15 protein-coding genes are annotated in these 18,610 nt (G+C 46.9%); 8 read left to right on the plus strand and 7 right to left on the minus strand.

Translation table 11 applies throughout. The annotated features are described in order from the left end of the window. Positions 1-11 precede the first annotated feature (11 nt). Complete coding sequence (locus ISX59_RS05500) at positions 12-1,196, minus strand: MalY/PatB family protein (RefSeq protein ID WP_032539665.1); 1,185 nt, start codon at positions 1,194-1,196, stop codon at positions 12-14. 170 nt (positions 1,197-1,366) lie between these two features. Here ISX59_RS05500 and ISX59_RS05505 point away from each other — a divergent pair, with 170 nt between their 5' ends. The 5 genes from ISX59_RS05505 (at position 1,367) to ISX59_RS05525 (ending at position 8,011) form a co-directional block, all read left to right on the plus strand. Further along, entirely contained in the window at positions 1,367-2,152 is a 786-nt protein-coding gene (locus ISX59_RS05505) for a Cof-type HAD-IIB family hydrolase (protein WP_005775725.1), read from the plus strand. Position 2,153: 1 nt separating this feature from the next. Then, positions 2,154-4,154, plus strand: a complete 2,001-nt coding sequence (locus tag ISX59_RS05510; RefSeq protein WP_032539666.1) for an AAA family ATPase — start codon at positions 2,154-2,156, stop codon at positions 4,152-4,154. 229 nt (positions 4,155-4,383) lie between these two features. After that, on the plus strand, positions 4,384-6,897 hold the full coding sequence (locus tag ISX59_RS05515) for an AsmA-like C-terminal region-containing protein (RefSeq protein WP_032539667.1): 2,514 nt from the start codon (positions 4,384-4,386) through the stop codon (positions 6,895-6,897). 9 nt (positions 6,898-6,906) lie between these two features. Further along, positions 6,907-7,521 carry an L-threonylcarbamoyladenylate synthase gene (locus tag ISX59_RS05520; protein WP_032539668.1) on the plus strand — a complete coding sequence of 205 codons (615 nt, stop codon included), beginning with the start codon at positions 6,907-6,909 and terminating at the stop codon, positions 7,519-7,521. 64 nt (positions 7,522-7,585) lie between these two features. Continuing rightward, a complete protein-coding gene (locus tag ISX59_RS05525) occupies positions 7,586-8,011 on the plus strand; it encodes a DUF6565 domain-containing protein (RefSeq protein WP_005810092.1) in 426 nt (141 codons plus the stop codon). Between the two features lie 99 nt (positions 8,012-8,110). Here ISX59_RS05525 and nagB read toward each other — a convergent pair whose 3' ends face one another. The 5 genes from nagB to ISX59_RS05550 all read right to left on the minus strand — a co-directional run bounded on the left by nagB (position 8,111) and on the right by ISX59_RS05550 (position 12,978). Next, the gene (gene nagB / locus ISX59_RS05530; protein WP_005775719.1) at positions 8,111-8,923 is read right to left on the minus strand and encodes a glucosamine-6-phosphate deaminase; all 813 of its coding nucleotides are present in this window, start codon (positions 8,921-8,923) and stop codon (positions 8,111-8,113) included. A 39-nt stretch (positions 8,924-8,962) separates the two neighbouring features. Further along, entirely contained in the window at positions 8,963-10,162 is a 1,200-nt protein-coding gene (locus ISX59_RS05535) for an FprA family A-type flavoprotein (protein ID WP_032535652.1), read from the minus strand. Between the two features lie 113 nt (positions 10,163-10,275). Beyond that, positions 10,276-11,211 carry a TIGR01212 family radical SAM protein gene (locus ISX59_RS05540; protein ID WP_193684085.1) on the minus strand — a complete coding sequence of 312 codons (936 nt, stop codon included), beginning with the start codon at positions 11,209-11,211 and terminating at the stop codon, positions 10,276-10,278. A 186-nt stretch (positions 11,212-11,397) separates the two neighbouring features. Next, positions 11,398-12,240 carry a LytTR family DNA-binding domain-containing protein gene (locus ISX59_RS05545; protein WP_005810096.1) on the minus strand — a complete coding sequence of 281 codons (843 nt, stop codon included), beginning with the start codon at positions 12,238-12,240 and terminating at the stop codon, positions 11,398-11,400. Between the two features lie 9 nt (positions 12,241-12,249). Further along, on the minus strand, positions 12,250-12,978 hold the full coding sequence (locus ISX59_RS05550) for a LiaI-LiaF-like domain-containing protein (protein WP_005810098.1): 729 nt from the start codon (positions 12,976-12,978) through the stop codon (positions 12,250-12,252). 527 nt (positions 12,979-13,505) lie between these two features. Here ISX59_RS05550 and ISX59_RS05555 point away from each other — a divergent pair. From ISX59_RS05555 to ISX59_RS05565, 3 genes are all read left to right on the plus strand, one after another. Further along, positions 13,506-15,716 carry a S9 family peptidase gene (locus ISX59_RS05555; protein ID WP_005810100.1) on the plus strand — a complete coding sequence of 737 codons (2,211 nt, stop codon included), beginning with the start codon at positions 13,506-13,508 and terminating at the stop codon, positions 15,714-15,716. 171 nt (positions 15,717-15,887) lie between these two features. Next, positions 15,888-16,754, plus strand: a complete 867-nt coding sequence (gene lipA / locus ISX59_RS05560) for a lipoyl synthase (protein WP_032531788.1) — start codon at positions 15,888-15,890, stop codon at positions 16,752-16,754. A 65-nt stretch (positions 16,755-16,819) separates the two neighbouring features. After that, the gene (locus tag ISX59_RS05565) at positions 16,820-17,938 is read left to right on the plus strand and encodes a hypothetical protein (protein ID WP_032531787.1); all 1,119 of its coding nucleotides are present in this window, start codon (positions 16,820-16,822) and stop codon (positions 17,936-17,938) included. Here ISX59_RS05565 and ISX59_RS05570 read toward each other — a convergent pair. After that, the gene (locus ISX59_RS05570) at positions 17,904-18,608 is read right to left on the minus strand and encodes an SAM-dependent methyltransferase (protein WP_005810106.1); all 705 of its coding nucleotides are present in this window, start codon (positions 18,606-18,608) and stop codon (positions 17,904-17,906) included. The genes ISX59_RS05565 and ISX59_RS05570 overlap by 35 nt on opposite strands. Positions 18,609-18,610: the final 2 nt, after the last annotated feature.

An 18,610-nucleotide genomic window follows, 5' to 3' on the forward strand; every position in this document is an offset into this window, starting at 1 on the left:
AATTCCACAAATTATGCTATTGTGTCATGCTTCTTCCCGTATGCCTGCTTTATCTGATCCAGTGCCTGCTTCAGCACACTTCGCGGACAAGCCACGTTAAGACGCATAAATCCTTCTCCCTCTTTACCAAACATTGCACCATCGTTCAGTGCCAGATGTGCATCATCAACAAAGAAACTTACTAATTCTTTCTGCGACAGTCTCAGTTCGCGACAGTCCAGGAAAATCAAGTAAGAAGCCTGGGGACGAATCATCCGTATTGCAGGGATATTCGCTTTCAGATACTCGTCCGTAAAATCAATATTTCCCTGAATGTATTCCAACACCTGATCCAACCACTCCGTTCCATTACTATAAGCAGCGGCCACTCCAAGATAAGCAAACAAATGTCCTTCACTGAACTCACTGGCCTCCATATACGTCTGGAAACGACGACGAATGTCTTCATCCTCTATGATACAGTACGAACTGGCAAGTCCAGGCATATTGAAAGCTTTACTGGGCGACATAAACACGAGTGAATTCCGACGGGCTTTCTCCGATACCAACGCAAAAGTGGGATGCGTATATCCGGGCAATGTCAGGTCGGCATGGATTTCGTCCGAAATGACCAAAACCTGATTATCATAACAGATTTCCGCAATCTCAGCCAACTCTTCCCGGGTCCATACACGTCCTCCCGGATTATGCGGATTACTAAGGATCAGTATTTTGCATCCTTTCACATCGGTACGGAAACGTTCGAAATCGATCTGATACTGTCCATCTTCCAAGACCAACGGGCTATAGACCACTTCCCGATGATTATGTTCCGTTACCAGAAAAAACGGATGGTAGACAGGAGGCATCACCATCACCCGATCGCCCGGAGCAGTGAAACATTGCAAAGCAAAAGCCAGTCCACGCACAATTCCCGGAGTAAATGTCAGCATCTCCCGGGTAATATTCCACCCATGGCGTTCTTTCTGCCAATTGATAATGGATGTATACCAGGCTTCGCAGGCAAAAGTGTATCCCAACACTTCATGATCCAACCGGCGACGGATAGCTTCTATCACAAAAGGTGGAGTACGGAAATCCATGTCGGCCACCCACATCGGAAGCAGGTCATTTCTTCCCCAACGTTCCAGCACTGCGTCATACTTCACCGAGTCTGTCCCCCGGCGTTCTATCACTTCATCAAAGTTATACTTCATAAGGGTTCTCTTTTTAAGTTCAGCCTGCAAATGTACAATTCATCTGTTTCATAATGAAACCAAATGAGCTATTTTAGCAGACAGCAGTTAAAATTTACCATCATTGTGCTATTCAGTTACTCTATATCAGGCTTTTTCAGTACATTTGTGCTCCATTAAAGAAAAGACGTATGATAAAAGCCCTGTTTTTTGATATAGACGGGACGTTGGTTAGTTTCAACACGCACGAAATTCCTTCGTCTGCCCTCTCGGCCATAACCGAAGCCAAAGCTAAAGGAATTAAGATTTTCATTGCTACCGGACGTCCGAAAGCGATTATTAACAACCTGTCGGCCCTCCAGAAACAAAGTTTGATAGACGGTTACATCACCATGAACGGAGGATACTGCTTTGTAGGAGATGAAGTGATTTACAAACATTCCATCCCGGCAGAAGATGTCAAGACACTTGCTGCCCTTTCGGACGAGAAAGGTTTTCCCTGCATCTTTGTCGCCGAACATACCGTAGCCGTCTGCAACCCCAACGAACTGGTAAACCAAATTTTCCACGAGTTCCTGCATGTAGACATCCTGCCCGTTCAGACTACTGCCGAAGCTACCCAAACCGAGATTTTCCAGATGACCCCGTTCATCACCACCGAAGACGAAAAAAACATATTGCCTTTACTCCCGCACTGTGAGTCCGGACGCTGGTTTCCGGCATTCACAGATGTTGTGGCAAAAGGTATCCGTAAGCAAAAAGGGATAGACGAAATCATCCGCCATTTCGGCATCCGCCTGGAAGAGACAATGGCATTCGGCGACGGAGGCAACGACATCAGCATGCTGCGCCATGCAGCCATCGGAGTGGCCATGGGCAATGCAAACGACGAAGTCAAAGAGGCAGCCGATTATGTGACTGCATCGGTGGACGAAGACGGCATACAAAAAGCATTAAAACATTTCGGTATCATCTGACGTGGAATTTACTATAGACACCGGCAATAAAGAATTTCAGGATGCACTGAACCTGATTCAGTACACCCGGCAATCGGTTTTCCTCACCGGAAAAGCGGGGACGGGTAAATCGACTTTCCTGAAGTATATCTGCAAGAACACCAAGAAAAAGCATATCGTACTGGCCCCCACCGGCATCGCCGCCATTAATGCCGGTGGCAGTACTTTACACAGTTTCTTCAAGCTCCCCTTCCATCCATTGCTGCCCGACGACCCCAACCTAAGCCTGCAACGGGGACGTATCCACGAATTCTTCAAGTATACCAAGCCCCATCGGAAGCTGTTGGAACAGGTAGAGTTGGTCATTATCGACGAGATATCGATGGTGCGGGCAGATATGATTGATGCCGTAGACCGCATCCTGCGAGTATACAGCCGCAACCTGCGTGACCCATTCGGCGGGAAACAGGTTTTACTGGTGGGCGATGTATTCCAGCTGGAACCGGTGATCAAAGGAGACGAACGAGAAATTATCAACCGCTTCTATCCCACTCCTTACTTTTTTTCGGCACGGGTTTTCAACGAAATAGAGTTGGTATCCATCGAATTGCAAAAGGTATACCGGCAGTCGGACGCGGTTTTTGTCAGCGTACTCGATCACATTCGCAGCGGAGCTGCCGGAGCCGCCGACCTTCAGTTGCTCAATACCCGTTATGGCGCTCCCATCGATGCCTCGGAAGAGGATATGTACATCACCCTTGCCACCCGTCGCGATACGGTGGAAACCATCAATGACCGACGGCTTGCCGAACTCCCCGGAGATCCGGTAGTATTCGAAGGCGAAATCAACGGAGATTTTCCCGAAAGCAGCCTGCCGACATCCAAGGACCTGACTTTGAAACCCGGAGCACAGATCATCTTTATCAAGAACGATTTTGAACGCCGCTGGGTGAACGGGACCATCGGTGTAGTAAGCGGAATCGATAACGACGGTATCATCTATGTCATCACCGATGACGGTAAAGAGTGCGATGTCCACCGTGAATCATGGCGAAACATTCGCTATAAGTACAATGAAGAAAAGAAAGAGATCGAAGAAGAAGAGTTAGGCACCTTCACTCAATATCCCATTCGGCTGGCATGGGCCATCACCGTACACAAAAGTCAGGGATTGACCTTCAGTCGCGTAGTTATCGACTTCACCGGCGGAGTGTTCGCCGGAGGACAGGCATACGTAGCTCTCAGCCGTTGTACCTCGCTCGAGGGCATTCAATTAAAAAAGCCTGTCAGCCGTGCCGACATCTTTGTCCGTCCCGAAATCGTAAGTTTTTCCGGAAGGTTCAATAACCGGCAAGCTATCGACAAAGCTCTGAAACAGGCACAAGCCGATGTGCAATATGCCGCAGCTGCCCGTGCTTTCGACAAAGGAGATTTCGAATCGTGTCTTGAACAGTTTTTCTTGGCCATCCACTCCCGTTACGACATAGAGAAGCCTACCGCCCGGAGACTGATCCGCCGGAAACTGGGTGTCATCAACCTGTTGCGTGAACAGAAAAGGAAGTTACAGGAACAAATGGCCGCACAGCAAAAAAGTCTGCAAAAGTATGCGCGGGAATATCTGCTGATGGGCAACGAATGCATCACCCAGGCACATGATACCCGGGCTGCACTGGCCAATTACGACAAAGCAATCGAACTGTATCCCGAATACACCGATGCATGGATACGGAAAGGAATCACACTTTTCAACGAGAAAGAGTTCTTTGATGCCGAGAGTTGCCTGAACCGGGCAGTAAGTCTTCGTCCGACAGATTTCAAGGCACTCTACAACCGGGGCAAACTCCGTCTGAAAACAGAGAATACGGAAGGCGCCTTGGCCGATCTCGACAAAGCAACCACCTTGAAACCGGAACATCCGGGTGCACACGAACTTTTTGGAGATGCACTGCTGAAAGTGGGGAAAGAGACAGAAGCGGCCATACAATGGCGAATCGCAGAGGAATTACGAAAAAAGAAGAAATAAGATAAGTTCATTTCTTCAATGGTCTTGAAGTCGATTCACCACAGAGTAACACGGAACTTCACAGAGTTTTAATCTTTTATTATAGGTACTTAAATTTTCTGTGAGACTCCGTGTTACTCTGTGGTAAGCTTAACTTGCTCCTATCCAAACATAATCCATCATCACCTTGGACTTCTCGTCTTTTATTATTAACTTTGTTACCACTATCAACCTAACAACCAGTGCAATCATGAAAAAAGGACTCAAAATTACAGCAATCGTCATCGGTGTCATCCTGATACTGATGTTTCTCCTTCCTTTTGCCTTCCGCGGCAAAATTGAAGGTATCGTAAAAACCGAAGGAAACAAAATGCTGAACGCCCGGTTCGATTTCAGCAGCCTCGACATCAGCCTGTTCCGTAATTTCCCGAAAGCTTCCGTTACCCTAAACGATTTTTGGCTGAAAGGAACAGGAGCGTTTGAAAACGACACGCTGGTGAAAGCCGGTGAAGTTACTGCCGCCATTAACCTGTTTTCGCTCTTCGGAGACAGCGGATACGACGTTTCCAAAGTATCTGTCACAGATACCTGGCTACATGCCATCGTACTTCCTGACGGCAAAGTCAACTGGGATATCATGAAACCCGATTCAGCCGCCGTCAGCGAGACATCGGAAAGCAGCGAATCTTCTCCCTTCCGGATTAAACTTCAGCGTTTTGTTATCAAGAACATGAATGTGGTGTATGACGACCGACAGTCCGCCATATATGCCGACATACACAATTTCAACGCGCTTTGCTCGGGCGACCTGGGCAGCGACCAGACTTTGCTCAATTTAGAAGCAGAGACCGAAGCCCTGACTTATAAGATGAATGGTATTCCCTTCCTCTCACAAGCCAACATCTATGCCAAAATGGATGTGGACGCTGACCTCGTACATCACAAATTCACACTGAAAAAGAATGAATTTCGCCTCAACGCCATTAAGGCAGGCATCGACGGATGGGTAGAACTGAAAGATCCTGTCATCGACATGGACCTGAAGCTCAATACCAGCGAAGTGGGCTTTAAGGAAATTCTGTCCCTGATACCAGCCATCTACTCCAAAGAATTCAAGAATCTGAAAACAGACGGAACCGCTACCCTCGAAGCCACGGCAAAAGGAGTATTGCAAGGTGATACCGTCCCCCGGTTCGATGTGCGGTTATCAGTAAAGAATGCCATGTTCCGTTATCCGTCCCTGCCGGCAGGAGTCGACCAGATCAACATTGACGCACAAGTACGTAACCCGGGAGGTAATATCGACCTGACAGAAATCAACATTCGTCCTTTCAGCTTCCGTCTGGCAAACAACCCGTTTAGCCTGACTGCCGATATAAAGACACCGGTCAGCGATCCGGACTTTACAGCCGAAGCAAAGGGAGTGCTTAATTTAGGAATGATCAAGCAAGTATACCCGTTGGACGACATGGAACTGAATGGCACCATTCGTGCGGATATGAAGATGGGCGGACGCCTTTCGTACATCGAAAAAGAGCAATATGACCGTTTCTCCGCATCGGGTACCATCGCCCTTAGCGACATGAAACTAAAAATGAAAGAGATACCTGATGTAGAAGTCAGACAATCACTGTTCACTTTCACTCCGAAATATCTGCAACTCAGCGAGACCACAGTAGTTATTGGCAAGAACGACCTTAGCGCCGACAGCCGGTTCGAAAATTACATGGGTTATGCTCTGAAAGGCACTACATTGAAAGGTACATTGAATGTCCGGTCGAACCATCTCAACCTGAACGACTTTATGACAGCCTCAACCGATACTACCACCCAAACGGCACAGGCAGTTTCGCCCGATGAAGCAGCCAGCCTGATAGAGGTTCCACGCAATATCGATTTCCAGATGGATGCCAACCTGAAAGAGGTATTGTTCGACAAGATGGCCTTTACGAATATGAATGGAAAACTGGTTGTAAAAGACGGAAAAGTGGATATGAAAAACCTGTCGATGAACACCATGGGAGGCAAGGTTATTATGAACGGATATTATTCTACCGCCGACTTAAAAAAACCGGAGATGAATGCAGGGTTCCGCCTGGAGGGACTCAGCTTTGCACAAGCCTACAAAGAATTGAATATGGTACAGCAAATGGCTCCTATTTTCGAGAATCTGAAAGGAAACTTCTCCGGCAACATGCATGTGCAGACTTTGCTCGACAACCGGATGGAGCCCGTCATGGATACGATGCAAGGCAATGGCAGCCTTTCGACCAAAGACCTTAGCCTCAGCGGTGTAAAGGTCATCGACCAGATAGCCGATGCCGTGAAGAAGCCTGAACTCAAAGAAATGAAAGTGAAGGACATGACGCTGGACTTCACCATCAAGGAGGGAAGAGTGTCTACCGAACCGTTCGACATTAAGTTAGGAGACTATGTGATGAACCTTTCAGGAAGTACGGGACTTGACCAGACCATCGACTACTCGGGAAAAATCAAGCTACCGGCATCAGCGGGTGATATTGCCAAACTGACTACACTCGACCTGAAAATAGGGGGCACTTTCTCTTCGCCCAAAGTTTCACTGGATACGAAAAGCATGACCAACCAGGCAGTGGAAGCAGTCACAGATAAGGCAATCAGCGAAATAGGGAAAAAACTGGGACTAGATTCGGCAACTACGGCCAATAAAGATTCCGTGAAGGAAAAAGTAAAGGAAAAAGCCGTAGAAAAAGCACTTGATTTCTTAAAAAAGAAGATTAAATAACGAACAATTATGATACTCAAACTTTACGAGAAAAACAATAATCCCCAGGACCTGCAACGGATTGTGGACCTGCTGAATGACGGGGGACTGATTATCTATCCCACAGATACCATGTATGCCATCGGTTGCCACGGCCTGAAGGAACGTGCCATCGAACGCATCTGCCGGATTAAGGAAATAGACCCAAAGAAAAACAATCTCTCTATCATCTGCTACGACCTGAGCAGTATCAGCGAATATGCCAAGGTAGACAATAATATCTTCAAACTGATGAAACGCAACCTGCCCGGTCCCTTCACCTTTATTCTGAACGGAACGAACCGGTTGCCTAAAATCTTCCGTAACCGGAAGGAAGTGGGTATCCGTATGCCGGACAGCCACATCATCCGGGAGATCGCGCGTCTGCTGGATGCTCCGATCATGACCACTACCCTGCCCCATGACGAACATGAAGACATAGAGTATATCACTGACCCGGAGCTGATAGACGAGAAGTTCGGTGACCAGGTAGATCTTGTGATCGACGGAGGAATCGGCGGAATCGAACCTTCGACCATCGTAAACTGTACTGACGGAGAGGTAACCATCGTCCGGCAAGGCAAAGGGGAACTGGAAGAATCCTGACCCGGGCAAACAATTTTCAAATACACGGTGTTAATATATAAAACCTAAACAATAGTATTTGATTATGAAGAAAGTATTATTCCTTGCATTAGTACTGGCCATTGCCACCGCATGCAGCCAAACAAAGGAGTCGTATCTGGACGGCTTCAAGCTTTTTGTCGAAAACGTACAGAAAAACGCCCAGGACTATACAAAAGCCGACTGGGAAAAAGCTGACGAGCAATTTACGAAGCTAAAAGACAGTTATAACAAATTCAGTGAGCAAATGACCTCGAACGAAAAGGACGAGATAGTAAAACTGGAATCCACTTATGCCGCCCTGAAGCTGAAGAAAATAGGCAATGACTTGAAAGAGGGTGCCAAAGACGCTTTTGAGAAAGCCAAAGACACAGCGAAGGATGCAGCAAAAGATGTGAAAGAAGGTACCCAAAAAGCTGTGAAGAAAGGCGAGAAAGCAATGGAAGGGATCAAAGACGGTCTGAAAGATTAGCCCCGCCCAACCGGGCTTCATGTATCAGACCGATAAAAAGAAGAGGATAGGCCGAAAAAACGATTGACCTATCCTCTTCTTTATTTTTATGCTTATGTATTACTTCAGCAACGATTGCGGATCGAGATGATCTGCTTCGATGTCCTTGAAGTAACGGTAAGTACCTACTTTCAGTTCGGCAGTAGCAGCATCGTCACAAACGATGATACCCTTCTCGTGCATCTGTAACGCACTGATAGTCCACATCTGAGTAATAGCACCTTCTACGGCATGATACAATGCACGTGCTTTGTTGTGACCGTTTACGATAATCATCACCTCACGGGCAGAAAGCACAGTACCTACTCCGACTGTCAACGAAGTTTTGGGAACCTTGTTGATATCATTATCGAAGAAGCGGGAGTTAGCGATAATCGTATCCGTAGTCAGTGTCTTCTGACGAGTGCGAGAACTCAGTGAAGAACCCGGCTCGTTGAAAGCGATATGACCGTCGGGACCGATACCTCCCATAAACAGGTCGATACCACCATACGATTTGATCTTCTCTTCATAACGTGCACATTCAGCATCCAGATCGGCAGCATTCCCATTCAGAATGTTCGTGTTCTCCGGTTTGATGTCGATATGGCTGAAGAAGTTGTTCCACATAAAAGAATAGTAGCTTTCCGGATGTTCCTTCGGCAGTCCCACATATTCGTCCATGTTGAAAGTAACAACATTCTGGAACGATACGATTCCTTTTTTATTCAGGTCGATCAGTGCCTTATACATACCCAGAGGAGATGATCCGGTGGGGCAACCCAATACGAAAGGTTTTTCCGGAGTAGGATTGGCAGCTTTGATCTTAGCAGCAACATAATGTGCTGCCCATTGAGAAACGGACTGATAGTCCGGCTGAATGATTAGTCTCATGTTCGATTGTTTTTATCAGGTTAATAAATTAGGGGTAACTTATACTCTGTCTTTTTTTAAACGGTCGGCCATGGCACGCGCCAGATTCTCACACTGTTGATAGGTGATATCATTCATGGCCTGTTTCATCTCTACAGGGTCGCCGACCAGTTCGAATTTACTTTTTTCGGCAAACTCGGCCATGCGTTTCACGGCGGCACCGGCCCATGTGAACGAACCGAAATAGCCCAGATAACGTCCTTTCAACTCACGTACCAGTATTTTGGACAAAAGCGACTCTATTTCCGGGAAAATCTGGTTGCTGTAAGTCGGGCTACCGACAATCAATCCTTTGTAACGGAAGATATCGGCAAGGATATAAGAAGGATTGCTCTTGCTGACGTTGTGCATCACGATGTTTTTAATGCCCTGGGCCGACAGTTCGGCAGCTATGGCCTCCGCCATCTGTTCGGTATTGCCATACATGCTTCCGTAAGCAATCACCACACCTTCGTCTGCATCGTAGCGGCTCAGTTTATCGTAAATGCCTACCACCTTAGTGATATTTTCGGTCCATACCGGACCGTGTGTAGAGCAAATGGTCGAAATGGGAAGTCCTCCCAGTTTTTGCAAAGCTTTCTGTACGGGCGAACCGTATTTTCCGACGATATTGGAGTAATAACGTACCATTTCGCCCCAATAGTGATCGATATTCATGCGTGTATCCACAAATCCGCCATCCAGCGTACCGAAACAGCCGAACCCATCACCGGAGAAGAGTACACCATCCGTTTCGTCGAATGTCATCATCGTTTCCGGCCAATGCACCATCGGAGTAAGGTAAAAACGCAGTTTATGACGTCCGAGAGCAAGGAAATCACCATCTTTTATCAGATATTGCTCGCCTGTCACACCATAGAAACCTTCGATCATTCCAAAAGTCTGCTTATTGCCAACGATTACAATATCAGGATAGTGCTGTTTAATCAATCGGATAGAACCTGAATGGTCCGGTTCCATGTGATTTATAATCAAATAGTTGATAGGACGGTCGCCTATGATACTTCTGATTTTACGAAGATATACTTCGAAATAGCAAATATCCACTGTATCGATCAGTGCCACCATTTCATCATCAATCAGATAAGAGTTATACGAAACTCCATAGGGCAAAGGCCACATTCCCTCAAAGAGGTGCTTGTTACGGTCGTTAACTCCCACATAATGAACGTTTCCTTTAATTCTTGTTTTCTGTTCCATTCTTTATTTTAGTTTAATTAATTACGGGGCACGAGTAACAACGCCCAACGGCACTCTAAACTTGCAACTCGTAACTCGCAACTCATTCGCTTCGCAAAAATAGTTCTTTTTTTCTAAACCGAGTATGCCTTTCCCTGATAAGCACCTCTTTCTTTCATTCTTTTTTGCACGCGGGCTGTAAATTCATAATTCTTCAATCCCCAGTCGGGTGCAATCAAGAGTTCTTTAGGTGATTGTGAAACAAAACGTTCGAGTATCAAGTCGGGACGCAGATGTTCCACATAATCGATTACCAGATCGATATACTCGTCGACACTAAAGAGATGAAAATCTTCGGGATGGAGTTCAAACTCACGTGCCATTTTCGTGCCACGTATCAGCTGCAACTGATGCATCTTGAGAGTAGTCAGGGGCAAACGTGACAACTCTGCCGCCTGAACAATGATCTCTTCGCGGCTCTCTCCCGGAAGACCGAGAATGACGTGTCCCCCGGTTAAAATACCACACGCTGCGGTCCGGTGGACAGCTTCTACCGTATCGGCATAGGTATGCCCCCGGTTAATGCGTTTGAGTGTAGCATCCCGGGTGGTTTCAATGCCATACTCCACCAAAAGGAAAGAGTGTTTATTCAGCTCTTCCAGATAATGCAGCAGAGGATCCGGCATGCAATCGGGACGTGTACCGATGACCAATCCCACTACACCATCTACGCTCAGAGCTTCTTCGTATTTCCGTTTCAGTCCTTCAAGTTCGGCATAAGTATTGGTATAAGCCTGAAAATAAGCCAAATATTTCATATCCGGATATTTATGGGCAAAGAACTGCTTCCCCTCTTCAAGTTGCCGGGTGACGGATTTCTCCGTTTTGCAGTATTCGGGATTGAATGTCTGGTTATTACAATATGTACAGCCTCCCAGCCCCTTCGTTCCGTCCCGGTTGGGACATGTAAAACCCGCATTGAGAGATATCTTCTGCACCTTGTAAGGAAAATATTTTTTCAGAAAGAAAGTAAACTCGTTGTATAAAGGCATCGGAGCCGATTCAGTCATAGAATATTATATTTTTGCAATTAGTGCAAATATAATAAATCTATTCCGGCTACCGGTCCTTTCTCCATAAGATTTTTATGAAAGGGTGTAGCCATCCGGGGGAAAGGGTGTAGCCCCGGGCACAAAAGGGTGTAGCCATCCGCTTCGTATGGCTACACCCTTCCGTTTATTCCCAGATAGGAGTTATTATAGCTCCAGCCGCTCTTTCAGCAGCTTATATCCGGAGTTACTCACTTTCAGCTTGACCCCATTTTTCAGTAAGAGTTGATAGTTCTCTTTCCCGAAGAGTTCCACCCGTGATATTTGTGTCACGTTTACTATCGTAGAGCGATGTACGCGCACAAATCCGGCCGACGGCAGATGGGCATCGAAGTACTTCATCGTCTGCTCTTTGACATATTGTCCCGAAGGGGTCACTAATGTGACGTAATCGCCACATGCCTGTATGTACAGCAATTCGTCGGTACAGATCAGATGAATATGCGTACCGTCTTTCACCGTGATGCGGTCAATGCATTCCGCCTCTTCCGGCGACGCTTTCTCTTCGCGGCATCCGGCCTGCTTCAGTTCTTCACGAAGGGCTTCTTCTCTTGAAACAGCCTCTTCTAATATCTCCTCCTGAACAGTGCTCAACGACTGCAAACGATACCACAACATCATCACTCCCCAAGCCAATGCTCCGAACAGTATGCGGAAAGGGAGCGTCTCTCCGAAAGACGCATAGACTTGTCCCAGGTTCTGTTCCATCACATATTGCACGGCAAATCCTCCCGCCAGCCAAAAAAGCAGCGCCAGGGCGGCTATCAGCAGATCTGTTTGCAATATGGAGACGAGGCCGATGACATACCATGCCAGATAGGCCAGGAGGCAAAGCAAACCGACGGATAAAAAGCCGTCTATTGCAGCCGGAAGCGTATCAGCTCCGGCATAGCCCCAAAGTAATGCTGTTTGTATCCCTGCTGCGGCAACGGCCAATATCAATGCCGTCATCCACCGTCGGGAAGATTCTTGTATAGGATGTATATCCATGTTTTATTTTCAACTTTTTATTTCAATACCTCCGAATGTCAAGTCGCCCCGGATGACCAATATCCGGTTCTGGTCGATCACACCTCCACCAAAACGTTTGTCTTGACATCCGCCCAGGCAGGTGTTACACCGAAACACTACTTTCCAATCGGAAGGCACATAAATTTCTATTCCACCAAATGTACAATCAATATCGAGAAACGTTTCACCTTCGGGAAGGGTCGTACGCCGCAGGTCAATAATCGTCCCGCCAAACGAGTTCTGTATCGTCCCGCCTTTAAAGAATTCATCGAGCACCACTTGCCTGATACCGCTAAAAGTATTCTCCGAGTGAAGCACTCCATCCGTAGAGTTATATTGGCTGCTGGCAAAGTTTCCCCTCCGCATCCGTTCGTGCCGGGCACGTTTCGGCCTGAATAAAAAAGCGAGTCCAATAACAATCAATATAATCGGGAAAAGAGTGATATGGACTCCCGCCGGAAACCATCCCAGATGCGGACTTATTAAATAAGCCCCGATGCCAACCAGAATCAATCCCCGCAGAATCTGACGGCGCAGCATCAGGTATACTCCCAAGAGAATCAGAAGCATTTGCCAGGACACCAATAGGTCAAACAGGGCATAAGTAATCCATCCCAGATTACGGGCCAGTAGAAGCACTCCTGCCGTTATAAAAATAAAGGCAATAAAAAACTTACCGTATCTCCGAGCGGGAGATGAAAACTCTTTCTTTTCCATATATCATTTCATTGTTAATTATTTCATCTAATCTTCGTCCACAAAGATAGGTCATTTGCCACCACCCGGAAAGGCTTTTTCGTCAATAACGGTAGCAAAACCGATGAAAGGGGGATAACTCCCGACAAATCCGGAATCATTTCTCACCGATTGCGCACGATCTGAACTGATATATTCATATATCTTTTTTTGTTAGTATTTATTATATGGCCCACCAATCGATTTCAGTCAGTTTTTCGAACACGCTCAAACACCCATGAATAAAGGGATACAGCACTGTTTGAGAGGTGGCTCGGAGGCTGGCCCACTTTCCGTGTCTCCAACGTCCGGGACAGAGCCTCCGTTTCTGCTCTCCGGAGGCTCTGTCTGTACCCGGAAGAGCCTCTGCCCGGAGCCAACAGAGGCTCTGTTTTTTTCGTTTCCGAACGCTATTTCACAGATATTTTAACCCTCTCGTTTTGAAGGCTCACCGTTTATCCTTACCTTTGCCGGCACTATAGAAACAACCTAAAAATCATCTAAAGCCAATGAAAAGAAAATTCATTTTTCTGTTTTTCTGTCTGTGCTGCCTTGCCGGCTTCGCACAAGGAGGCAAAGCGCTCGACCTGAAAGAGATCAACTCAGGCAAGTTCAGTCCCGAAAACATCTATGGTGTGGTTCCCATGCCAGACGGCGAACATTACACACAAAGAAATGCCGAAGGCACACAAATCGTGAAATATTCCTTCCGCACGGGTGAACCGGTGGAAGTGGTATTCGATGTGGCCAAAGCTCGCGAATGTCCTTTCAAGAAATTCGACAGCTATCAGTTTTCACCGGACGGATCAAAAATTCTGATTGCAACGGAAACAACCCCTATCTACCGTCACTCTTATACGGCAGTCCACTATCTGTATCCGGTGAAACGGAACGATAAAGGGGTTACTACCAACAATATCGTAGAAAAACTCTCGGACGGCGGCCCGCAGCAAGCTCCGGTATTCTCACCGGACGGCAATCTGGTGGCATTTGTCCGCGACAATAACATCTTCCTGGTGAAGCTCCTGTATGGCAACAGCGAATCGCAGGTGACGGAAGACGGCAAACTGAACAGCGTGCTGAACGGTATTCCCGATTGGGTATATGAAGAAGAGTTCGGTTTCAACCGTGCCCTGGAGTTCAATGCCGACAATACCATGCTGGCTTATGTCCGCTTCGACGAGTCGGAAGTGCCATCATACACCTTCCCGCTGTTTGCCGGCGAGGCTCCACGCAACAATGCGTTGCAGGACTACCCGGGCGAGTATACGTACAAATATCCCAAGGCAGGTTATCCCAACTCTAAGGTATCGGTACATACGTTCGACATCAAATCAAAAGTGACCCGTCAGGTAAAACTGCCGATAGACGCCGATGGTTATATCCCACGCATCCGTTTCACACAAGATCCGAACAAACTGGCCATTATGACGCTGAACCGTCATCAAAACCGCTTCGACATGTATTTTGCCGATCCCCGCAGTACAGTATGCAAGCTGGCTTTACGTGATGAATCTCCTTATTACATCAACGAGAACGTATTCGACAACATCCGGTTCTATCCGGACAATTTCAGTTTTGTAAGCGACAAGAGCGGATATCCGCACCTGTACTGGTATAGCATGAACGGCAACCTGATTAAGCAGGTGACCAGCGGCAATTATGAAGTAAAAAGCTTCATCGGATGGAATCCGGATACCAACGAGTTCTATTACACCAGCAACGAAGAGAGTCCGATGCGCCAGGCTGTATACAAGATAGACCGTAAAGGCAAGAAGGTGAAACTAAGCAATCAGCAAGGAACCAACAGCCCGATCTTCAGCAGTTCGATGAAATATTTTATGAACAAGTTTACCAGCCTCGATACTCCGATGCTGATTACACTGAATGACAATACGGGTAAAGTATTGAAAACTCTGGTGACCAATGATAAACTGAAAGAAAAGTTAGCCGGATATGCCATACCGCAAAAGGAATTCTTCACTTTCAAGACCACAGAGGGAGTAGACCTGAACGGATGGATGATGAAACCTGTGAACTTCGATCCCTCAAAACGCTATCCGGTACTGATGTTCCAGTATAGCGGTCCGGGTTCGCAACAGGTTCTGGACAAATGGGGAATCAGCTGGGAAACATACATGGCAAGTCTTGGCTACGTAGTGGCTTGTGTGGACGGTCGCGGCACAGGAGGCCGTGGAAGCGAATTCCAGAAGTGCACCTATCTGAATCTGGGCGTAAAAGAGGCAAAAGACCAAGTGGAAGCTGCCAAATATCTGGGTGGCCTGCCTTATGTGGACAAAGGACGCATCGGCATCTGGGGATGGAGCTTCGGCGGATACATGACCATCATGAGTATGAGCGAAGGTACACCGGTATTTAAAGCCGGAGTCGCTGTTGCCGCACCTACAGACTGGAAATATTACGATACTGTATATACCGAACGCTTCATGCGTACTCCGAAAGAAAATGCCGAAGGCTACAAAGCTGCCTCAGCATTCAGCCGTGCAGACAACTTGCATGGAAACCTGCTTTTGGTACACGGTATGGCAGATGACAACGTTCACTTCCAGAACTGTACCGAATATGCCGAACACCTGGTACAGCTTGGAAAACAGTTCGACATGCAGGTATATACCAACCGGAATCACGGCATTTATGGCGGAAATACCCGGAACCATCTGTATACGAGGTTAACGAACTTTTTCCTGAACAATTTATAAGAAATCGTTCGAAGAGATGTCAGAGTTCACCACAGATTACACAGATTAACACAGATTATTCATGTTGATAATCAACGATTTGAAAACTAATACTGTGTTAATCTGTGTAATCTGTGGTGAATATAACTTTTGAGACAGCCTCTCTATCATTAAACAAAACAGTACTATCATATGGGAAACGATCAACGGGTACGCAAACCCGAATGGCTTAAGATCAGTATCGGAGCCAACGAACGCTATACGGAAACCAAACGTATTGTCGAATCGCACTGCCTGCACACCATTTGCAGCAGCGGGCGCTGCCCCAACATGGGCGAGTGCTGGGGAAAAGGTACGGCCACGTTCATGATTGCCGGTGACATCTGTACCCGCAGTTGCAAATTCTGTAATACCCGGACCGGGCGTCCTTTGCCTCTGGACCCTGACGAACCGTTGCACGTTGCGGAATCGGTTGCCTTGATGAAGCTCTCACATGCAGTCATCACATCGGTGGACCGCGATGATTTACCCGACCTGGGCGCCGCCCATTGGTCGCAAACAATTCGTGAAATCAAACGCCTGAATCCGGAAACGACCACCGAAGTACTGATCCCCGACTTCCAGGGGCGCAAGGAACTGGTTTCCCAAGTGATAGAAGCCGGTCCGGAAATCATTTCCCACAATATGGAAACCGTAAAACGTATCAGCCCACAAGTGCGTAGTGCGGCCAATTATCACACCAGCCTGGAGGTGATCCGTCAGATAGCCGAGAGTGGTACAACAGCCAAATCGGGTATTATGGTCGGTTTGGGCGAAACTCCTGCCGAAGTGGAGGAGTTAATGGACGACTTGATTGCCGTCGGTTGCAAAATCCTTACCATCGGACAATACCTGCAACCGACCCATAAACACTATCCGGTTGTGGCATACATTACCCCGGAACAATTCGCCATCTATAAAGAAACAGGGCTCAAAAAGGGATTCGAACAAGTAGAAAGCGCACCATTAGTACGTTCATCATATCATGCGGAAAAACATATCCGATTTAATAAGAAGTAGTAAGAACATAACAGGCTCCTTGTTTGTTTTACAAGTAAACGGCAAAATAATACAATAAAAAACATATGGGTAACAAAGGAGTACTTTCTTCCGCATTTAATATGTCATTGGGCTTTATCCCTGTTATTGTTTCCATCCTTTTATGCGAATTTATAACACAGGACATATCAATCTATATCGGTACAGGTATCGGACTTATCTTTTCATACAGGTCCCTGTCCCGTAACGGGGCGCGTATACCCAATTTTATCCTTTATATCTCTACGGGAATTTTGACACTATTGGCTCTGGCAAGTCTCATTCCCGGAGATTTTGTCCCGGTAGGAGCTTTGCCCCTGACACTTGAAGTCAGTATACTGATTCCAATGGTTATTCTTTTCTTACACAGGAGAAGGTTCATTAACCACTACCTGCGCCAGAGTGCCCAGTGCAACCGCCGACTGTTTGCCCAGGGAGCGGAATCGGCTGTCGTATCGGCACGGGTTGTTTTGATTCTGGGTATTCTGCACTTTGCCGTTATCAGTCTGACTATCCTGATAGCACACCCTCTCACTCCGACTTCCACGCTGGTGCTTTACCACATATTGCCGCCTGCCATATTTATCCTCAGCATTCTGTTCAACCAGATAGGCATCCGTTATTTTAATCATGTAATGGCCCATACAGAATATGTGCCCATCGTCAACACCCGTGGCGACGTCATTGGAAAAAGCCTGGCCGTAGAAGCCATCAACTACAAGAATGCTTATATCAACCCGGTAATACGCATTGCCGTCTCTACCCATGGCATGCTGTTCCTTTGCAATCGTCCGCAAAGCTGTATTCTCGACAAGTTCAAAGTGGATATACCGATGGAATGTTATCTCCGGTACGGAGAGACGTTGACCGAAGGTGCCAACCGCTTATTGAGTAATGCTTTCCCAAAAGCATCGGATCTGAAACCTACATTTACCATCTCCTATCATTTCGAAAATGCACAGACCAACCGTCTGATTTATCTGTTTATTGTCGAAATGGAAGATGATTCTATCCTCTGCGATCCACGGTTCAAAGGAGGAAAACTGTGGACTTTCCAACAGATAGAACACAACTTAGGCACTCACTTCTTCAGCGAATGCTTTGAGTTGGAATATGAACACCTGAAACAGGTTATTGGTATAAGAGAAAAATACAAGGTATCTTAGTCAGGTCGGGCACTTTTCCCTGCCACTCTTTGATGGTCTTGGTGCGGATGTACTCACCCTCACAGGTGATATTCGCTGCAATGCAAAGACGTGTTTGCGGACGGCAGTTATGCAAAATATCCTCCACCATCTTATTATTCCGATAGGGCGTTTCTATAAACAGCTGTGTCTGATGTTCGGCATATACCCGTTGTTCAAGAGCTTTAAGCTTTTTGGCACGCTCAGCCGGCTCTATAGGCAGATATCCGTGAAAGGCAAAGCTTTGTCCGTTAAATCCCGATCCCATCACAGAAAGAATGATAGACGAAGGGCCCACCAACGGCACTACCTTCAGGTTCTTACGTTGCGCAATAGCCACGACATCGGCTCCCGGATCGGCAACGGCCGGACAACCGGCTTCCGAAATCACTCCCATAGACAATCCACCGATCAACGGTTTCAGGTAACCGGAAATATCTTCAGGAGAAGTGTGCTTGTTTAAGGGATAAAAGGTGAGCGAATCGATGTCAATCTCACGATCCACCTTTTTCAGGAAACGGCGGGCCGAACGGACATCTTCGACAATAAAATGCTTGATTCCCAGAATAATTTCTTTATTGTAGGGTGGTAATACAGACTCGATGGGAGTGTCGCCCAATGTAACGGGCAAAAGATAGAGAGCGGTATCCATGA

The organism is Bacteroides sp. FSHCM14E1 (assembly GCF_019633785.1).
In the GTDB taxonomy this organism is placed as follows: Bacteria; Bacteroidota; Bacteroidia; order Bacteroidales; family Bacteroidaceae; genus Bacteroides; species Bacteroides hominis.